Here is a 20221-nt window from a genome sequence, read left to right as displayed (position 1 = left end):
CGCAGCAGTGTTCTCAGGCTTATTTTCGTCTATTCCGTAATTTCGAGCTTTTCTCTCAGCACTTTGTCTGCCACAAGCAGTTCAATCCAGTACTCTCCTTTTGGTAGTTTGTTAACGGGCAGCATTTTAATCTGTGTACCCAGGTTTTGTGAGTAGCCGTCAATCAAAGTGGTAATAATCTTCTCATTTTTGTCTTTCAGGGTCAGTTTCACCTGCGACGGCTGATTAATCCGGAAAACAATTTTCCGCTGCTTATCAATATGAGTAGTGTCTGATTTAAAATCGGAAACCGTTTTATCGTCAACTGCCATTCTCGATTTCTGATTGTTTATAAAAGACTGCTGCACGCAACCGGCAATGTCGGCAGTAAAGACCGAATTTTTGTTCACCTCAAACCCCGGCAATAACACAATACTATTACCTGCCGTAAAAGAAATATCTTTTGAGGATGTAGAAACGGTAGTTTGTGCCACAATTGTTCTGGCAGCCTTGTAATCGCCCGAGGTAATAGAACTCTTCTGCAAAGCCAGCAAGTCTGTGGCGCAATTAATACTTACCCCCTTGCAATTACAGTTATTGTCAAACTTATCATTCTGGGTCAGTGGGTCTCCGTCATCGCAGGCTGTTCCTTCCACATCGCAGAGCGAGGCATTGAATGTGATTTTACTGAAACCGGTGCAAGTGGCGTCTCCCCAGTTATCTTTTGCTGAAACCAGTATATATCTTGCCCGTACGTCATTCATATTAGGACCCTCAAAACCGGCGTAGTCGTGGCTGCCCGGTGCCTGCGGCCAGGTGTAATCATTGCCAATTGGCTGCCAGGTTTTGCCGTCTGTTGAGTAATCAACATTTACATTTCTGAACCCTTTGCCTGTCTCGCCCGGAACGTTATAGTTCCAGACCCTTGTATCATGAAACACATATAGCTTAGAAAAATCATACAATATCCAGCTCTTGTTACCGGCTCTGGCGGCATTTGGATTTGCCTTTTGAGTACCACAAGACAACCAGGAGGTTTCGGTGGTAGAGAGGTTGTCTGTTACCCCCTGCGAATCAAACATTTTATACCTGGCGGTTTCGTCTATACAGTCGGGCCCTGAGCAGGGCGTGCCTACACATTCGCAAATGCCATTGATTTTGTCATTATTGGTATAGGGGTTGCCATCATCACAAGGGGTACCTTGTGCAATGCAGGCTAACTCACATTTGTAGTCGAACAAATAAAAAGCAGGTATGCGCTTCCAGACCTTTTCTTTATAGAAAGGTGTTTTCCAGTAAACATTAAAATGGTCTCTGCCGTTGTTTTCTTTGTTTCTGATTTCATAATAATAGTACTTACCGGCCTGCATATAAACAGGGCCAATGGTTTGGGCAGGGGCATTGTTATGCTCGGTTTCATCAACGCCCTGCATTACCACAGCTTTGTATGTCTGTTTGAATTCAATTGAGTCATTTTTGCTGAGGTAAAAAATCGTCTGATTGTCGCCGGTTACATTAAACTCATAATTGCCAGACACCGGCACCGTAATAAAGCCCTGCACGTAGGCACCATAGTTATCAGAAGCATAAATGGGTATGGTGGGTATAGGCCCAAACGCCCCTTTCAGCTTTTCTTTTCTATCAGGCGATAACGGAAATTTAGGCGAATTAACAAGGTCATTTTCAACATAGCTGCCTTTAATGTTATCATAATAATAGGCTTCTGCCAGACCACGCTCGCCCACACAGGCATTTGCAGTTGGGGCAACTCCCACACAGTTGCAGAAGCCATCCTGCTGGTCGTTTTTGGTAAGGGCATTGCCATCATTGCAGAGCGTACCTCTTGGGGGGCAGGCCTGCCCGCAGTTGTATTCGTTTATATTGTTAAAATCAATGATGCTCCAGGCTCCGGCGGGGTTTGAGGCCTTCTTCCACCATAAGGCAAGGTGGTCAGCGCCTGAGGCCTCAAAATTATAGGCTTCAAAATAATAATACTGCCCTGCCTTCAGCTGAATAGCCGCTGAGGTCTGGCCTGCCTCTTTACCGTTTTCTTCAGTACCAGTAGCTGACGTAACCTCTGCTATTTTTACTTTATTGGCCGGGCTCTGGTCTGTACTCAGGAAAAAAGTACCTTTGTCGTCGCTGGTAATGTTAAAAAGATACGTTTCGGTTTGCTGAACTTTAATAAAACCGCGTATCATACCAATAAAATAATCGGAGTAATTGACAGGGGCTCGCAGTGAACCCAGTATCTGTGTACCATCGGGCTTGTCGGGGTAGTTTTCAAGAACAGACAAGTCTGTTATGTCTGGTGCACCCTGAACGGCAAAGTTTGCCCAATAAGACCACTTTACCTGCCCGCCCGGCCCAATGCAGTTTTGCGCAAACAGGCTGCCGGCCGATGTAATCACAATAAGAAACAGTAGTGTAAACGTTCTATTCATAGCATCACTCAATAGGTTAAACACGATTGCGGCTTATCTTCAGTAGAAATGGCAGTACCATTCATATTCATAAAGCCGATAGGATAATTGCCCTGGGCATACGCGTAAAAATTACCGATATTGGGCAGCACATAACATAAATCTGCCGGACTTACCCCATACCATAGAGCCATTTCGGCGTATAGTTCATCTGTTGAGACAGACGGAATAAAGTTACCTCTGAACGAAACGTTCTGGCTGTTGTTGTTCAGATTCATACTCGGGTAGGCCCCGTATATTTTACCTCCATTTACGCTGCCACCCATAACAATTGAGTTGCCACCCCAGGCGTGGTCAGACCCCATGCCGTTTGATGTAATGGTACGCGCAAAGTCTGAGATAGTAAAGGTGGTTACATTTTCTGCTATGCCCAGCTCAACTGTGGCATCATAAAATGCCTTTAATGCACTGTTTACCATCGGTAGTCTCTGGCTCAGGCCGGTTATCAGGTTGTCGTGCATATCCCAGCCACCCAGTGTTACAAAAAATATCTGTCTTTTGGCTCCAAGGCTATTGCGTACACTTATTACTTTAGCTACTGCGGCCAGGTCATTGCCTAACGACGAATTAGGAAACTGCGTGGCAAAGTTGGGTATTTTCTTCAAGGCATTTCTGAAAACATCAAAAGAAGAAGCGGCGTTTTTGGAACCCGTGGCATAGGTTTGTTGCAAAAGGTTAGCATAGGTATCACTAATCAGGCTGTCAATAGCCGAATTTCTGAGGTCACTGATCATACCTGAATTACCCCACCATGACGAAGGCACCAAATCAAGACCTACTGTATTGGCACTTAGATTATTGCTGATTGAATACTCGGAAATGCTTTCGCCGGTCTGGAATACATTTTTGCCTCCCAACGAAATATTCATTGATATCTGGTTGTTGGCATTACTGCCATTAAGCAAATCTGCAATGCGCCCACCAACCCCCAGAGCTTTTCTGCTTTGCGGAACAGAAGTTTGCCACTGCATAATCTGGTCTGAGTGAGAATAGATACCTTCCGGTAGTTTTTTCTGGCCACTGCTAAACTCGGTGGCATTCATTACCGGCTGAACCAAAGTTCCGACATTGGCCATAAATGCCAGTTTGCCACTATTATAGAGGTCTTTCAGCCCGCCCATAGCCGGGTGCAACCCAAATGAACCATAGTGACCTGAAATACCCCTGAATCCGGTAGAACCTGCGTTGTTTAAAGATAAAATAGAACTTTGAGGGATGGCCAGGTCAGCCCTGGTAGTGGCATAGTCATTATAGCCGTTGTCTACCGTTCCGTTCGGTATCAACAAATTATAGGAGTCAAGACCACCCGCCAGCAACACACACACCAATGCTTTGTAGTCTTCTCCCAGGTCGGTCTTCGAGAATCTCTTATGCCCTATGGCACCGTTAACTGACCCCAGGCTTGTAAGCGTGCTTAACAGTGTGGTAGCTCCCATGGCTGCACAACCGGTCTGTTTTAAAAAAGCGCGTCTGTTCATAGCTTCATTAATTATTGATGATATACTCGGGTGAAGCCATTATTAAATAGATGGCCACTCGCACTCTTTTGTTGGCATCATCTGCATTAGGCTCACCGTTGGCAAGTCTCAGCGGCATACCTGATACAGCTCTTTTTATGATATCCATACTCTTTTTAGACAGCCTGCCGCTGGCAAGTATAAGGTTATACTTATCAAGCAACTGCACAAGTCTGTCATTACGTGTCAGCGGGAAATCGGCCGTCAGGTCAAATCTGGGTCTCTGGTCGTTTTTAACGGTTTCTGCACTGTAATATCCCATATAATCAATTGGTTCATCTCCGGCTATCCAGTTGTTCAGGGCGTTCAGATACCCGGTCCAGGTCTGGGCATTAAATATCTGAAATTCCGGGCCATATTTATCTGTTTCCTTCATGGTTCCATCAGGCACGTAATCAGGAGAGAAAAAGTTGAACACACTAGGCGAAAAAAGTGGCAGTTGCCCCATTCTGTCATAAGCCCGGCGCATGGTATTTCTGTAAATACCGCCGGATGATTTCAGATTAAGACCTTTAATAAGATTGGTATATCTGATAAACGGTTCTTTAAGAACACCCGTATATCTGTTGCTGAGGTCGCGGGCCTCAGGGTCAAGCAAAATTGCTTTTATTACCGCTTTTAAGTCGCCTCTCACTCCTTTTCCATTATCATTGAAAACAGAGGCCACCCGCGCTATATAGGCCGGCGTAGGGTTAGAAGAAACCATACGCTGAATAAGCCTGCGTGCCATAAAAGGCCCTACATTCGGATGATTAAAGATAATATCAAGTGCATCACTGATATCCAGTTCACCTTGTTCTACCGGCCGTGCTTCAATGGTTTTGCCTAAAAATGTTTTTGGACCCTGCTCATGCGCATTCACAATTCTTGGTGCAACAGACCAGGTTCTCAGGTAGGCATCGCTTGAATCAACGGCATAAAACTTCAGTTTCCTGGTATAACTCCAGATGTCTTTATTTTTTTCGCCTATGTAACGGCTGTCAGCCCATGACAACCCCGTAAATACTTTGGCAAGGTTGGCTATATCGTTATTATTATAGGTAGGAATAGCCTTGCCGCTGGCGTCTTTTTTCTCGGTTCCGTCCAGGTTCAGCTGAAACAAACCTATCGAAAACAATTGCATGATTTCACGTGCATAGTTTTCGTCCGGATATATCTGTTTACCTTTATTGATATCAGTAGCGTGGTTGTTCATATAAGTAAGGTAAACCGCCATTGCCGGATGATAGGTAATGCGCTCAAGCAGGGTACGGTAATTGCCAAAGGCGCCGTCGAGCAGAAGGTCGTAATAACTGGCCAGGGCATACGGGTTTGAATCAAAGGCCGACACCCTTGAAGTAACAAATATCTGGCTTAAACCCATAGCCACTCTCCAACGCAATACATCGGGGGCAGTCATGAATCCCTGAAACCAGCAGATATCAAAATGTCTGTCGGTTACATAGGTATTAGATATTGTTTTTGAAGGATCGGTTCGTCTGAGCGAATCCACAATAGACTGATGCAGGTTTTGCAGATAGGCCTCAATCCTGAACGAATTGGGCATATTCAATTGCTTGTTAACCCAGGATTCTACACCAATGGCGGCCACGTTCTCAATTTCGTCGTAGGTTGCGCCAAGCGTAGCCTGAGATAATAATCTGGCTGCAGCAGTTTTATTGGGCAAAAAGCCCGAACTTAACAAAGTGGTGATGCCATCCTGGCTACCCACTGCAGAAGACGAAGAAACAGTTACATTCTGAATATTACCTTTGCCGAAGGTTATTCTACTCTGCGCTTTTAAGTTGTTGGAAAGACAGGTTAAAATAACTACCAAAACAAAAGACACTCTTGCATGTGTGGCATTCCTCACTCCTAATAGCAACGTAAGTACCCTCATCTCAGACCAATTAAAATTTGACAACTAAAAAAAGGCTTGATGTCATTCTGGCCTGCACGCATAGAAAACAGAAACTTCCTATACAGAAGCCGTCGCTACATCGTTACTCAGTTTTTACTTTTTGGGTTGTCTGAATGCAATTGAATTCGGTTTTTTAAACACCATTCTCTTGCATTATTTTTTACTTGGTGCATCAATTGGTTTCCATGGCACAGCTAAAAGAATCAATTCGCAGGGTTAATTTGTATGAGGTCTCAGACATAGTGTCTATGAGCAAATGTAGAATAAAAATTCAAAAAGCAAACATTAATTTCAAAAAAAAAATACAATCTGAAATTGTTCTAAATTTCAAAAATCTTTGTTGAGTTTTCGGGGAAGAAACGCCCCGATTTTACATCATTTAAGCAGGCGCCAGGCATCTTCAATGGCCTTGTTCCGGGTTTGGCTTGCGGGTATAGGCTGTTCTGATATATAAGTTATTCTTGCTTCCGTTAGCGGATGCGAGCAAAGATAGGCAGGCGCCCCTGTGCTACGATTTTCATTTTCTTGGGCTTGCAGTCTTTGCATCAGGCGGAGCATCCCATGGGTATCCAGGCGGTTGTTTGCCATTAGCTGTAGCCCTTTCAGATCTGCTTCTTTTTCCATACTTCTCGAAAAACCCAGCTGATGTATTTCGTCGGCTTTGCTTAACAATAGATTAGCCAGGGTGCCGTCATCACCAAAAACAAAAGACAGAAGCACCGAGCCAGCCATGCTTCGGGTTAGTGCGTTCAAAGAATGCCTTTCCTTTATATGCGTTACCTCATGTGCCAGCAATGCTGCCAGCTCTTCAGGGGTTTTAAGTTTATCGATAATGCCGCTGTAAACCACTACATGGCCACCCGGCAAGGCAAAGGCATTTACATCTTTGTTTTCAACAACTGTAAACCTGAGCGGATATTTGGTTTCAAAATCAATACAACCGGCAAAACCGGTAAGAGCGGCCGTGGCTTTTTTATCAACCCGGGCGTTGCCCATCAAACCCTGATAGAATTTTTCACCCATGGCTACTTCTGCCGATACCGGTATTTTGCTGACAACAAAAGAAACCACCACCGGAAGCAACCAATAATACAGCGCCAGTAGAAGGCCCGCTGCCACGCCTGCCATGATAAGTGCCGCTTTTAGAAAAGCCTCATACTGCCGTCTTATCACTTTTGGGGGCTTACCGCTAAGCCCGGGCAGATACGCTTTTAAAGCAATTGCCAGTGGGGAGTCTGACGGGAACTCAAGATGTTGATGCGGGAATGCCCCGTACTGAAGCATGGTTTTACCCTTGCCCATAAATGCGCTGAACTCTATTTCAGTTATTGCCCATACAATATTGATGTTTGCATCATTTATGCGCAAGGAGTTACCCCAAACCTCAACCTGCACCTGATGCGGCCTGGAGGTTTGTCCATCATAATAAGTAGCGGTATATTGCATGGTTGCCAGAGCCTGGGTAGTTTTATAAAAGGCCTTCCTTTAGTAAATCGTGCAGGTGCACAAAGCCCAGAAGTTTACCTTCTTCAACCACCACCAATTGCGTAATGCTTTTCTCCTGCATTAGTGCCAGTGCATTGACTGCATATTCGTCCGGGCTGGTGGTTTTGGGGGTGGCAGTCATAATATCCGTGGCTTTCAGGCTTGTAAAATCCTGCTTTTTATTCAGCATTCTGCGTAAATCACCATCAGTTATTATGCCCAGTAACTGGCTGGATGCATCGGTAACGGCAGTAGCCCCCAATAGTTTTGATGTCATCTCAAGAATAACCGTATGTAAATCAGCATCCGGAGAAACGCTTGGCACTGCATTGTTGGGGTACAGGTCTCTTACTTTGAGATACATTTTTTTACCCAGGCTGCCCCCCGGATGGTAGCGTGCAAAATCGCTGCTGGTGAAACCCCGCATTTCCAGCAGGCAAATGGCCAGGGCGTCTCCCAAAGCCAGTGCGGCTGTGGTTGAAGTAGTAGGCGCCAGATTAAGCGGGCATGCCTCGCGTTCCACATAGGCATTCAGAACATAATTTGCATGGCTGGCCAGGTAGCTTTTGGTATTGCTTACCAGGGCAATCATCTGGTTACCGTGCATCTTCAGCAGCGGCACAAGTACCTTTATTTCGGGGGTATCGCCGCTTTTAGAAATACACATAACCAGGTCATTTTTCTGAATCATCCCCAGGTCACCGTGTATCGCATCGGCCGCATGCATAAAAAGAGCGGGGGTACCTGTAGAATTCATTGTAGCCACTATTTTCTGGCCAATAATTGCACTTTTCCCTATCCCGGTTACCACAAGACGGCCTTTACAGGCTAAAATAGCCTTCGCACATAATTCAAAATCATCATTAATATAACTTTTCAAAGAAAGTATTGCGTCTGCTTCATGTTGCAAAACTTTTTTCGCTACGCTTTGTAAATTTTTTTCTAACTTCGTCTTCACTTTTCAGAGGGGGTATTTACAGGCAAAAGTAATGCTTGTAGGGCTTGCATCAAAAGATTAGTGCAATAAGAACACATTGCCTGCTGTAGAATAACAATTACAACAAAACTAGTTTAAATCATTAAATGAATCAGGTTAAAAAAAACCACGCCGGAAATTTGTAATACTCAATTAAAAAAATAGTATCTTAGCAAAGGCTAAAGTAATTATTCTGAACTAATTCAAACTTTATAGTACCTTTTGCCAGGCTAAACATACCTTAAGCAAACTGTTTTGTAAGTATTACGAATTATATCGCTGTTGTTGATGCTCATACCCGGCATGGCCTGAACCGCCTCACAACCACAGCAATTATTACTACAGCAAATCTTTACTAATGGCATTTTTTCTGATGACTGGCTCATCAGGACAATCAACATAAAATTGCTCAGATACTGACCTATTTTTAAAATATTGTAAATTTTCCGGATAGCAATTTTGCGTTTATGGTAGAACCAATTATTAAACAATCATTAAAGGAGAAACTCAAAGAAATTTTCGGCTTTGATGCTTTTCGTGGCGAACAGGAAGCAATTATCAATAACATTGTAGCAGGAAAAAATACTTTTGTTATTATGCCTACCGGCGCTGGGAAATCTCTATGTTATCAGTTGCCCGCTATGGTACTTGAGGGCACTGCTATTGTAATTTCCCCGCTTATTGCCCTGATGAAAAATCAGGTTGACCAAATGACAGCCTTTGGTATCAATGCTCAGTTTTTAAATTCAACACTGAATAAGGCTGAGATGACCAAAGTGAAGAACGATGTTTTAAGCGGTGAATGCCGTTTACTTTATATAGCTCCGGAATCTCTCACAAAAGAAGATAACCTGTCTTTCTTACAAAAAGCCAAACTCTCTTTTGTAGCAGTAGATGAAGCCCACTGTATATCTGAATGGGGCCATGATTTCAGACCTGAGTATCGTAGAATCAGAGGAATCATTGACGATATCAATCCCAATCTGCCAATTATTGCATTGACGGCTACCGCGACGCCAAAAGTACAGCAGGATATCAAGAAAAACCTGATAATGGACGAGGCCCCCGTGTTCAAGTCGTCGTTTAACCGCAAGAACTTGTACTATGAGATTCGTCCTAAAGTAGATTCGAAGAAGCAATTAATAAGGTATATTCTTAACAATAAAGGTAAGTCGGGCATAATTTACTGCCTCAGCCGTAAAAAAGTTGAAGAAATTGCCAACCTGCTGAGCGTAAACGGTATTAAGGCCCTGCATTATCATGCCGGACTGGATGCCGACACCCGGATGAAAAATCAGGACGCGTTTCTGAATGAAGAAGCTGATGTAATTGTGGCAACGATTGCCTTCGGGATGGGCATTGACAAACCCGATGTGCGCTTTGTGATTCACTATGATGCGCCCAAGTCGCTGGAAGGCTACTATCAGGAAACAGGAAGAGCCGGCCGCGACGGACTGGAAGGTAACTGCCTGATGTTCTACAGCTTTGACGACATTTTAAAACTGGAGAAGTTCAATAAAGATAAGACCGTTACTGAAAGAGACAACGCCAAGGCTTTGCTGATGGAAATGGTAGCGTACTCTAACCTGGGTATCTGCCGCCGCCGTCAGTTACTAAGTTATTTTGGTGAATACTCAGAAAAAGACTGTGGTTTTTGCGATAACTGCCTGAAACCCACCAAGAAATTTAAAATTGAAGATGAAGCCGTGCTGGCCTTAAAAGCCATTCAGCAGGTGGGCGAAAGGTTTGATATTCAGCACATTGCTGATGTTCTTACAGCCAATACAGCCAATGCTTACATCCGCAGCTATGAACACGACAAACTGGCCGTTTATGGTAAAGGGAAAAGCATGTTTGCTGAAGCAGAGGATGAGGATGACGAAGACGATGAAGAAGAAGAATTAGAATTGGCCAATGATGATGATATGGACGAAGAGGAAGACAACACCCCTGTTGCTACCAAAAGTCCGTCACACTCACCTAAAAAAGCAGAAAAACCAACAAAAAAATCTGACAACAAAAAGACCCCTAACGATTACTGGGTGTCTATCCTTCGTCAGATGATGGTGCTTGGTTTTATTGAAAAAGATATTGAAAACGCCTATGGGGTAGTAAAACTGTCGGAAAAAGGCAAAAGCTTTATTGCCGACTCTTACCCTATTACGATATCAGAAGACCATAACTACGAAAATACCGAAAGCAGTGACGACGACGACGTACAAATGAACGGCGGGCCGTCTGGCGGAGGTGGTGCGTTTGACTCAGCGTTGTTTGAGTTGCTGAAAGCGCTTCGTAAAAAAATTGCCAAAGAAAAGAACGTGCCACCGTATGTGGTTTTCCAGGATCCCTCACTGGAAGAAATGGCAACCACCTACCCAACTACCGGACAAGACCTGGCTCAGATAAACGGGGTTGGCCTTGGCAAAGTTCAAAAGTTTGGGAAGCCTTTTCTTGAGCTGATTTCAAAATACGTAGAAGAAAACGAAATTGAAACCACGCAGGACCTGGTTGTAAAATCGGCTGTCAATAAATCAAAAATAAAGATTTATATCATTCAGCAGATTGACCGCAAGATTGATCTGGACGAAATTGCAGAGTCGAAAGACCTGACAATGCCTGAACTGATTGAAGAAATTGAGCACATCTGCTATTCTGGTACAAGGCTGAATCTGGACTACTACATCAATCAGGTAATAGATGAAGAACATCAGGACGAGATTTATGAGTATTTTATGGCCGCAGAAACCGATAATATCCGTGCTGCACTCAAGACTTTTGAAGGCGACGATATAACTGAAGAAGAATTAAGATTGATGAGAATAAAATTCTTGTCGGAAATGGCAAATTAATTCTTTATATTTGAAGCGATAAAGCATTTGCCATTATTAATCGATTATACAACAAAATCATGAAAAGTGTGAAAGGAACGATAATGTGCTTCACACTTTTTTATTTTTTGACAGGCAAAGATTAAGTGATAGTAATTTATTAAAGAGCGGTAGGTTTTAAAGCATGCCCATAAACAACTGATTTTTTCAAAAAAGATTAAATAATATAATTTACAAAAATTTATCAATTAAAATCCTACTGGTATCATGAACATTTTTGTTGGAAGTCTTCCGTTTAGAATCGAAGAAAGTGAATTAAAACAATATTTTGAAGAATTTGGTGAAGTAAGTTCTGTTAAAATTATTATTGACAAAGTAACCGGAAGAAGCAAAGGCTTTGCCTTTGTTGAAATGCCAGACGATGCAGCCGCTTTGAAAGCGATCAGCCAGTTGAATGGTTCTGATATCGGTGGCCGTACTGCAGTTGTTAATCAGGCTGAAGAAAGAAGAGAAAGACCTGCCGGTGGCGGTGGTGGTTTCAACCGTGGTGGTGGCGGTGGCTACGGCCGTGGTGGTGATAATGGTGGCGGACGCCGTTATTGATATTCCTGAGCGGATATCCCAAGATATCATTCAAATTAGCTTCCATTTAATGGTGTGCCTGCTTTTCTATTTAATATACAGGCCGTCATTATGCAATAAAAAAGCCTCCTAGCAAATGTTAAGAGGCTTTTGTTTTGATAACGTCTCAGGGCAGGGGTTTTACCATTATCTCTTTATAATATACTTTGCTTTTGGGGTCATGGCCCTGTAAGGCAAAGGTTCCGCTGCTTATTCGTCTGCCTTCTCTTCCTTTAGGTAATTCGGCAGGTTCGTCATATTCAACTACTGTCTTATCGTTAATCTTTATGGTAACGTGCTTGTCTTTTACTATAATGTGCTCGGTATACCATACGTTATCTTTTACCAGGGTGTCTTTCACGTCTTGTATACCGTAGAGGCTTCCGGTGCGGCGCCAATCGGTATGCGAGTTATTAACCTGTACTTCATAGCCTTTATCGGGCCAGCTGGCTTGCTGATATTGGGTATGAAAATAAATACCTGAGTTTGAACCTGGCGTGGTCATTACCCTTGCCTTAAACTCAAAGTTTTTGAAATCATGATTATTAACCGGCCCTACATAAAATAAATGCGCTACCGGGCCATTTACCGCAATAGTACCATTTTCAATGCTGAACGTACTGGCGTTCTCTCCCACTTTCCAGCCCTCTAACGATTTGCCGTCAAACAAAGAGTACCAGCCTTTTTTTGCTTTTTGGGCAGAAACAGCGTGCGTAAGCACCAGCATAATGGATGCCACATAAAGAATTCTTTTCATAGTTAAATATATAGTTTAGATGGGGCCTGTATGATTGGTACATGGCCCGGTTGAATATATTCAACAATTTACGAAAGTAATTTTAATTCGCAATCCGGCTATGAAGGAAACTACCGGTATACAGCATATACTTGATAATCAGGGGTTCTCATACCCTTATCTAACACTCAGTAGCACTAAGCGCTAGGCCTGCCTGCGAGGTCTCTTTATATTTTTTAGACATATCTTTGCCCGTAGCACGCATTACTTTTATCACGCTGTCGAGCGATATTTTCTGGTATCCCGTATTGCCGGATGATGCCAGCAGATAAGCGTTATAAGCCTTGATAGCCCCCATGGCATTGCGCTCTATGCAGGGTATCTGCACATAGCCTCCTATTGGGTCGCAGGTCATGCCCAGATGATGCTCAATTGCTATTTCTGCTGCGGCCTCAACCGTATCTACCGGCCGGCCGGCGCAATAAGCCAACATAGCTGCTGCCATAGCTGAGGCAGAGCCAATCTCACCCATGCAGCCCATTTCGGCACCTGATATACTGGCATTATGCTTAATCAGGAAGCCCACGGCGGCAGCGGCCAACATGCCTTCCCGCAGTTTTTGTTTATCGTAGTGGTAATGATTACGCAGCAGGTAGGTTATGCCCGGTATTACACCCGATGCACCCGAGGTAGGAGCAGTTACGACAATATTTCCGGCAGCGTTTTCTTCAGATGCCGCCATGCAATAGGCGTTCAGAAAAACCATGAAGCTATCGGTGGCAGAGGCATGGCTTTTAGCCTGGGCATACAATACCGGGGCTTTCCGCCTTAGCTTGATACTACCCGGTAAAAGGCCTTTATGACGTAAACCTCTTTTCACGGCCTTATGCATGGTCTCCAGAATATCATCTATCTTTTGGTATATCTCTTTCCGGCTGGCTCCGGTCAGGGCCATTTCATTGGCTATCATCAGGTCGGTAAGTGATATCTTTTCTTTAGCCAGATGCTCCTTCAGTTCTTTCATGTTAGAAAACGGATAGGCCGGCCTTTTGGCCGAAGCCGCCTGGGCCTCTTCTCCTTTACGCTGAATAAAGCCCCCGCCTACTGAATAGTATTCTTCCTGCAGCATGACACCCTCAGGAGCAAGCAGCTGAAAAACAAGTGTGTTTGGATGCGGAGAATCATAACGCCCTTTCTGAAAGATGATGCTGCCGGCACTTAAAACAACCGGGCTTTGGTTGATAAAGATGGAGTAAGTATCATCAGCATTTTTCAGCAATGCAGTAAAAGCAGTCGGCTCGCAGGTGTAGGGCAGCCAGCCCAGAAGACCGGCAATAACGGCACGGTCGGTACCATGCCCCTTTCCGGTGGCACTTAATGAACCATATAAATGTATTTTTATCTGAAGCGGGCCTGCCAGCAGCGAATCGGGCAAAGCCAGGGCTCTTTGCAGGAAATCGAAGGCGGCTTTCATAGGCCCGATGGTATGCGAACTAGATGGCCCGGGGCCTATTTTAAACAGGTCAAATACAGAAGTCGATATTGCTTCCTTTAGCATTTTATTGAAGATGAAGTAAATTCTGCCACGAATGTAACACCATTTCCAGTAAACCACCAAACTTCTACCCTATTTGCCTATCATTTCAGTTGGCCGAGCGCGCAGCGCACTCCAGGTTTCGTCAATGGCTATCTGCGAAACAGCCTGAACACCTGCCAGCTCCAATGCCAGCCACACGGTTTCCCGTTTTATATCACTTTTAATCTTCCCAGTTCCTTTAGGGTAACAAGCCCAGAACAAACAATCGTATTTACCTGCATTTTTTACTGACGAACAAAGTTGCTCCAGCTCTGCCTGCCGGGTAGCAAACACCTGTACGAAGTCATATACTTTGCCTGCCTGTGGCTGGTTGTCGAAAGAAGTTCCCTCCAGTAAGGCCAGAAAATCAGTCGGTGCATTCATAATCAGCAATGTATCGGCTGTATTCAGCCGTAGTTTTTTAAAAATAGCGCTGGCATCCATTTTCTTATGATTTTTGACTCAGGCTGAACCAGTTGCCAGAATCATCTTTAAACAAAGCTTCTATACCGTAAAACTCTTCTGTTGGGGCTTTGGTAAATTCAACGCCTTTGGCTTTTAACTCTTCAAAAGTGGCATAAATATCTTTACATTCAAATACCCCAAAACCAAATGTTCCCTTTTTTACCAGGTTGCGCATTTGCTCAGCTGATTCTTCATCAAACACCATTCCTGCCGAAACCGACATCAGGGTAATTTCCACATCAGGCTGGTTGGGAGGCGTTACCGTAAGCCATCTCATACCCGGCCCCATTGGGGCATCAGTGGCTACATTAAAACCCAATTTGTTTACGTAGAAGTCGTAGGCGCTGTCCTGATTAAGAACATAAATGCTTACATGCGAAATTCTGGAAATCATAGCACTGGTTGTTTAAATAAATAACAACATAAACTTCGGCAATATTTCAGAAACTCACCTCTTCAAAATTGCTTTTTTGCTTCCATTCTTTTGCTTGCGCAAAACAACCGGGTATGTAATGGAGAGGTGTTGAATTGATAGCCGATTGCCGCTTTAATTGCTCCTGCTGATACACTGAAGGGGCCTTACCCACGTATTTCTTAAACAAGCCGGTAAATGAAGTTACACTTTCAAAACCAACACTATAACACACTTCTGAAACAGACACTTTTGTTTTTAATAAACCCTTTGCCTTGTCTAGTCTCACATGCGTAAGATACTGGTGAGGTGTTTTGGTATAGGTTAATTTAAACTGTCTGATGAAGTGAAACTTGGAGAAAAAAGCTTCATCAGCAATAGAAGCCAGGTCTATTGGTTCGTGATAATGCCTGTCTATAAACAGCTTGGCCTGTACGATTCTCCGGTAAAGGTACGCTTTCGGATATGAATTGAGCATAACTAAAGCATTTAGAAGTTAATGCCCTGCTTTCTGGTAACTCCAGCCATCTTCTTGTTTCAGAACTGTTTCAGCAATAGCTGAGGGCACAAAGGAGGCTGAAGACAACATATCAGCCTCGGCTAATTTATAGCGCTTCATGGTGTTGCGGCACACGGCAAATGTAACGCCTTCTTTTTGTAGTTTTTCAATCTGTACGGCAAAGGGCGAGGTCTCTTTTCTGATAGCAGATATGGCCTGACCATGAATCAGCACTTCAACCTTTGTATCGGGCAGCTCACGCCACAGGTTTCTGATTTGCCTTAATACAGCAGCCTGGTCAGTGGTATCGGCACTGTTTAAGTCTATCAGCAATTTATGCGTTTTGGTTTGAGCCAAACTCACGGACGCAGATACCAGAGAAAAGCCGATAAGTAAATTAAAAATCCTGAGAAAAGTTTTCATCTAATTATGTATTACAAGTTATGAATTGCAAAACTAAAATGAAGATACATTGCCGCAATTTAATGGTTCAGGGAAATCCATAAATAATTGAATTTACAGAGATTTGCACGTTTAATACCTGTATCTATTGCATGCAAAGTACAAATTTTCGATAAATCTTACCTTATCGCGACCATTAAAATAACAGAACACCAACAAGCCGGACCCGAAAAAAATTACCCAAAGCCTGATGAAGATACTAAAGAAGATGATAAATTTGGGATTGTAATACTGAACATTACGAACGGCTGTTCAGTTATTTGTTCTGAAAATATCATTTATCTAAACCTCATCTAATATGGCTTTACAAGTAGGCGACCCGGCACCGGATTTTAAACTATACAACAGCGAAAAACAGGAGGTAACGCTTGCCGGATACCGCGGAAAAAACGTGGTTATATTATTCTTCCCATTAGCTTTTACCAGCGTTTGCACGGCTGAACTTTGCCAGACCAGAGATGACATTGCTTTTTATTCGGCATTAAATACAGATGTACTGGCTATTTCTGTTGATTCAATTTTTACTTTGGGTAAGTTTAAAGAAGAGCAAAAACTTCCTTTCCCGCTTTTGTCAGACTTCAACAAGGAGGTGTCGCTGGCTTATGATTCACTTTATGACACTTTTGTGTTTGATATGAAAGGTGTATCTAAACGGGCAGCTTTTGTGGTAGACAAAGATGGCATAATACGCTATGCAGAGGTTTTGGAAAAAGCCGGAGACATACCTGACTTTGCCGCAATTAAAGCCACCTTAGAAAGTCTGTAAGAAATTGGCTATTGCAATAACAGCCCTCTGTGCGTATAAAGATTTGCGCAGAGGGCTGCTTGTAATTAATCCTGGAATCCTCCCACGATGCTATTTACAACCGACAAAATGAAACCAAAAATAAGTGGTTGTAAGAACCCATCCACTTTAAAACCTGAAACCAGAGAGGCACACAAATACACTACCACCACATTTACAACCAGATAAAAAATACCTAATGTAAGAATGGTAAGTGGTAATGAAAGTAACTGAAGCACAGGTTTAACAAAGGCATTAAGAATACTCATCACAAAAGCAACAATTACTGCCGTAGTATAGTCTTCTACGTGTATTTTGCTTAGAAAATTAGGCATATAATACACCGCGGCTCCGCAGCATATTAAACGTACAATGTAGTTTAGCATAGCAAAGATTCCTCCTTACCCACAGGAGCAATGGTTTTAGGTTTGAACTCACATATCCCCTTTGGGTGGCAATCAAGAGCGCGGGGTATGCCTTTTTATTAAAACATCGAGTACTTCGTCGAACTCGTAGTTTTTCTGTTCTAAAAGTACTAAATAATGATAAAATAAATCAGCGGCCTCTCCCAAAAATAATTCTTTGTTATCGTCTTTGGCTTCAATAACCAGTTCAACGGCCTCCTCTCCTACTTTCTGCGCCACCTTGTTAATTCCTTTTCTGAATAAATGGCTGGTATAAGATTCGTCAGTCGGGTTTTGCTTACGCCCTTTTATCACTTCACGGAGATGATTCACAAACAGAATCTTCTTGTAGTCGGCACTGTTTAGCTCATTAAAACAGGTATCGGCTCCGGTGTGGCAGGTGGGGCCGTCAGGCAGGGCATGAATAAGAATGGTATCACCGTCACAATCAATCAGGACATTCTTTACATGCAAAAAATTACCGGAAGTTTCCCCCTTTGTCCATAACCGTTGCTTGCTTCTGCTATAAAAGGTTACAATGTTGTCCTGAATTGTTTTTGCATACGCCTCGGCATTCATATAACCCAGCATCAGTACTTTACCGGTCTGGTAATCTTGTATGATAGCCGGCACCAGGCCGTCAGGAGATTTATCAAAATCTAAATTGTTATCCATTCCTTCAATTATTTTCTACAAAAGTACAGATGTTAAAAAAACTAATACCTATATCATACCGAAAATTTATGGACATTATGAAGAAGCCAGGAACGGCAAAAAAAATTTAAAAAAATATTCATTTCAAATACACTCATAATCAGCCATTTACAAGTCTGTAATCAAAAAAAGTAGATTTTTTTTGATTACAGACTTGACAAATATCAAAAGACCCCCTATCTTTGCAGTCCCATCCAACACCAAGGAATGTTAAGCGGAAGTAGCTCAGTTGGTAGAGCGTAACCTTGCCAAGGTTAAGGTCGCGAGTTCGAGACTCGTCTTCCGCTCGGAAATTTCAGCACCCATCAAAAGGTGCTTTTTTTTTCTTAGGATACGTCACCATCCAAGAATGACCATCCGCCGGGGTGGTGGAACTGGTAGACACGCAGGACTTAAAATCCTGTGGGCCGAAACGCCCGTACGGGTTCGATTCCCGTCCCCGGTACTTGATAATCAGGGAGTTACATGAAAATGTGGCTCCCTTTTTTCATGTCCAATTTTTTCATGCCAAACATAGGCCAAAAATGGGATCAAGGGCTCAAGCGAAAAAGGGCTCAAGCATAAAACCTGTGGGGTGAATTAATTTCAGCATAGATTTTCGTAAGTTTGTAAAAGAAGAATGGGATATTCTCTACCCCCGTTCGGCTAAATGTTCTACATTTAGTCGGTGTGTTTAGCGTTCTCTGAACGCACTTTTGAAACATATAAGGTAAAAGAACACCCTCCTCAGCAGTTGCCGATGTGTAGAAAAACCAAATGCCACGGCAATTAACCAGGCCTACCCTACGCTGGTGACACAGGAAAACCACTATGACCCATGGGGCGTAGGCATTGAGCGCGAAGTAGTAGCTGATACCAGCAAGCTACCGAGGTTTGAAATGCGAGACCGCTTTACTTACAATGGCAAAGAATTGCAGGGCAATTTGAATTACTTAGACTACCACGCCCGAATGTATGACCCGAGTATTGGTAGATGGGGGGTAGTGGATCCGTTGGCGGAGAAATTTAGTAACCTCACATCATACAATTATGTGGGTGGTAATCCTGTTAAGAATACAGACCCAACAGGAATGTCTTGTAAGGGTTGTGGTAAAGATGGAGAAGATATAACCCCTCCTGAAATAAATGGTCATTTTGCTTATATCGGGACTTGCCCTACTTGTCCTAATAGTAAAGAATATGATATTTATAGGGATAATAAAAGTTTATTTACTTACGATAGTCCAACAGGTATAGTTTATAATGGAGAAGGAAGTGCTTCAGTTACAGCAAAGCGCTGGACTAGAGAAGACGAAGTAGCTTATCAGTTTGTCCATAGTTTCCAATATAATCCTCATGATGATAGAGACTACGGAGCTTGGCTGCCTCATGGTTTTGGGTTACAAGGAGGCGTCTCTTTAGGTGGTGCAGGTATGAATTTTTCTGGTTACGGCGGCTTATATTTTGATGATTATGGTGTTACTACTTACGGAGGGTATGAATTTAGTATGGGGAATGGCCCATTAGTTCCAGGAATATCAGTTAGTAGTATGGGGTATTTGAGTGAATATTATAATACCTATATTGGCAATATTGGTGCTTTTTATGGAAACTCTAAAACTAATGGAGCTTATTTAGGCCCACTGAGTGTCTCAATTTCTGAGTCAGGCGAGTACGATTCTAAGGGAGCTCTACAAGCTGCTAAATCAGGCGTAAAGTCATATGGCCTTGGTTTTGAAATTGGAAGTAAATCTTTTGGGAAAGGACCAATTCCACTTGGAGGGATGTTTACTTCAGGTTCAAATACCTTCCTTTATAAAACTTTTGATTATAGAAAGAGACCAACTAAAATAATATGAAAAAGATAACTGTAGTTTTCTTAATTGCATTAACCAGTTGTAGAATTGGGATTAATTGCTCTGAATACAATTCTACTTTAAAAGCCCAGGAATTTAACATTAAGATTGATTCTCTATGGCAAGATGCTCCAAATAGGAAGTGGGTATTTGAAAATGCAAAAGAGAAAAAAAGATTTATGGATGGCGCTGTCTATCAATTGTATCGTAAGACTAACAAAGGTGATAGGATAGTTAAAAAGAAAAATACTTTAAGCATTACACTTTATAAAAATGACAGTAAAGATTCAGTAGAGGTTTTTAGCTTTGAATGTAAAAATAGTACTATTTATTACAATGGAATGCCAACCGATTAAGAAGCTAATACTAATGGGGTTTAGTTAGGTGGATCCGTTGGCGGATAAATTACCGTTCTCATCTCCATATGTTTACGCCCCGTTCGGCTAAATGTTCTACATTTAGTCGGTGTGTTTAGCGTTCTCTGAACGCACTTTTGAAACATATAAGGTAAAAGAACACCCTCCGCACCCGTTGCCGATGTGTAG

General features: G+C 42.8%; 18 protein-coding genes and 2 tRNA genes. 7 read left to right on the top strand and 13 right to left on the bottom strand.

Annotation, left to right across the window (positions count from 1 at the left end; all coding sequences use genetic code 11):
* Positions 1-29 precede the first annotated feature (29 nt).
* The 5 genes from MB380_RS02690 to MB380_RS02670 form a co-directional block, all read right to left on the bottom strand.
* On the bottom strand, positions 30-2423 hold the full coding sequence (locus tag MB380_RS02690; RefSeq protein ID WP_253533041.1) for a PA14 domain-containing protein: 2394 nt from the start codon (positions 2421-2423) through the stop codon (positions 30-32).
* Positions 2424-2431: 8 nt separating this feature from the next.
* Positions 2432-3940: a DUF1501 domain-containing protein gene (locus MB380_RS02685; protein ID WP_253533039.1), complete on the bottom strand. Its 1509-nt coding sequence runs from the start codon at positions 3938-3940 to the stop codon at positions 2432-2434.
* A gap of 7 nt (positions 3941-3947) precedes the next feature.
* Entirely contained in the window at positions 3948-5858 is a 1911-nt protein-coding gene (locus tag MB380_RS02680; protein WP_253533037.1) for a DUF1800 family protein, read from the bottom strand.
* 396 nt (positions 5859-6254) lie between these two features.
* Entirely contained in the window at positions 6255-7325 is a 1071-nt protein-coding gene (locus tag MB380_RS02675) for a M48 family metallopeptidase (protein WP_253533035.1), read from the bottom strand.
* Between the two features lie 22 nt (positions 7326-7347).
* Positions 7348-8322: an SIS domain-containing protein gene (locus MB380_RS02670; RefSeq protein ID WP_253533033.1), complete on the bottom strand. Its 975-nt coding sequence runs from the start codon at positions 8320-8322 to the stop codon at positions 7348-7350.
* A gap of 485 nt (positions 8323-8807) precedes the next feature.
* On the opposite strand from MB380_RS02670, the gene MB380_RS02665 reads away from it, so the two are divergent.
* Together MB380_RS02665 and MB380_RS02660 are read left to right on the top strand one after the other, a co-directional pair.
* Positions 8808-11189, top strand: coding sequence for an ATP-dependent DNA helicase RecQ (locus MB380_RS02665; RefSeq protein WP_253533032.1), 2382 nt, complete (start codon positions 8808-8810; stop codon positions 11187-11189).
* A gap of 246 nt (positions 11190-11435) precedes the next feature.
* Positions 11436-11771, top strand: coding sequence for an RNA-binding protein (locus MB380_RS02660; RefSeq protein ID WP_101726651.1), 336 nt, complete (start codon positions 11436-11438; stop codon positions 11769-11771).
* A 145-nt stretch (positions 11772-11916) separates the two neighbouring features.
* On the opposite strand, the gene MB380_RS02655 is transcribed toward MB380_RS02660, so the two are convergent.
* The 6 genes from MB380_RS02655 to MB380_RS02630 all read right to left on the bottom strand — a co-directional run bounded on the left by MB380_RS02655 (position 11917) and on the right by MB380_RS02630 (position 15900).
* A complete protein-coding gene (locus tag MB380_RS02655; protein ID WP_253533030.1) occupies positions 11917-12546 on the bottom strand; it encodes a DUF1080 domain-containing protein in 630 nt (209 codons plus the stop codon).
* Positions 12547-12706: 160 nt separating this feature from the next.
* Positions 12707-14083, bottom strand: a complete 1377-nt coding sequence (locus tag MB380_RS02650; protein WP_253533028.1) for an L-serine ammonia-lyase — start codon at positions 14081-14083, stop codon at positions 12707-12709.
* A gap of 69 nt (positions 14084-14152) precedes the next feature.
* Positions 14153-14545, bottom strand: coding sequence for a hypothetical protein (locus MB380_RS02645; RefSeq protein ID WP_253533027.1), 393 nt, complete (start codon positions 14543-14545; stop codon positions 14153-14155).
* A gap of 4 nt (positions 14546-14549) precedes the next feature.
* Positions 14550-14960: a VOC family protein gene (locus MB380_RS02640; RefSeq protein ID WP_253533025.1), complete on the bottom strand. Its 411-nt coding sequence runs from the start codon at positions 14958-14960 to the stop codon at positions 14550-14552.
* Between the two features lie 46 nt (positions 14961-15006).
* Positions 15007-15456 (bottom strand): helix-turn-helix domain-containing protein, encoded by a 450-nt coding sequence (locus MB380_RS02635; protein ID WP_253533023.1) that lies wholly within the window; start codon positions 15454-15456, stop codon positions 15007-15009.
* 18 nt (positions 15457-15474) lie between these two features.
* Positions 15475-15900, bottom strand: coding sequence for a DsrE family protein (locus MB380_RS02630; RefSeq protein WP_253533021.1), 426 nt, complete (start codon positions 15898-15900; stop codon positions 15475-15477).
* Positions 15901-16237: 337 nt separating this feature from the next.
* Here MB380_RS02630 and MB380_RS02625 point away from each other — a divergent pair, with 337 nt between their 5' ends.
* Positions 16238-16705, top strand: a complete 468-nt coding sequence (locus tag MB380_RS02625; protein WP_253533013.1) for a redoxin domain-containing protein — start codon at positions 16238-16240, stop codon at positions 16703-16705.
* A 65-nt stretch (positions 16706-16770) separates the two neighbouring features.
* Here MB380_RS02625 and MB380_RS02620 read toward each other — a convergent pair whose 3' ends face one another.
* Together MB380_RS02620 and hisIE are read right to left on the bottom strand one after the other, a co-directional pair.
* Positions 16771-17109 carry a phage holin family protein gene (locus tag MB380_RS02620; RefSeq protein ID WP_253533011.1) on the bottom strand — a complete coding sequence of 113 codons (339 nt, stop codon included), beginning with the start codon at positions 17107-17109 and terminating at the stop codon, positions 16771-16773.
* Between the two features lie 72 nt (positions 17110-17181).
* The gene (gene hisIE, locus MB380_RS02615; RefSeq protein ID WP_101726660.1) at positions 17182-17802 is read right to left on the bottom strand and encodes a bifunctional phosphoribosyl-AMP cyclohydrolase/phosphoribosyl-ATP diphosphatase HisIE; all 621 of its coding nucleotides are present in this window, start codon (positions 17800-17802) and stop codon (positions 17182-17184) included.
* A 253-nt stretch (positions 17803-18055) separates the two neighbouring features.
* On the opposite strand from hisIE, the gene MB380_RS02610 reads away from it, so the two are divergent.
* The 4 genes from MB380_RS02610 to MB380_RS02595 all read left to right on the top strand — a co-directional run bounded on the left by MB380_RS02610 (position 18056) and on the right by MB380_RS02595 (position 20032).
* Positions 18056-18128 (top strand) — tRNA-Gly (locus tag MB380_RS02610).
* Positions 18129-18200: 72 nt separating this feature from the next.
* Positions 18201-18286, top strand: a tRNA-Leu gene (locus tag MB380_RS02605).
* Between the two features lie 346 nt (positions 18287-18632).
* Positions 18633-19679 (top strand): RHS repeat-associated core domain-containing protein, encoded by a 1047-nt coding sequence (locus tag MB380_RS02600; protein WP_253533009.1) that lies wholly within the window; start codon positions 18633-18635, stop codon positions 19677-19679.
* Positions 19676-20032 (top strand): hypothetical protein, encoded by a 357-nt coding sequence (locus MB380_RS02595; RefSeq protein ID WP_253533007.1) that lies wholly within the window; start codon positions 19676-19678, stop codon positions 20030-20032. Before MB380_RS02600 ends, MB380_RS02595 begins: the two co-directional genes overlap by 4 nt.
* Positions 20033-20221 lie beyond the last annotated feature (189 nt).

This window comes from Emticicia sp. 21SJ11W-3, assembly GCF_024138715.1.
GTDB classification, from domain to species: Bacteria; Bacteroidota; Bacteroidia; order Cytophagales; family Spirosomataceae; genus Emticicia; species Emticicia fluvialis.
Note: the sequence above shows the minus strand (reverse complement) of the source record. Positions and strands in the feature narration are given on the sequence as shown.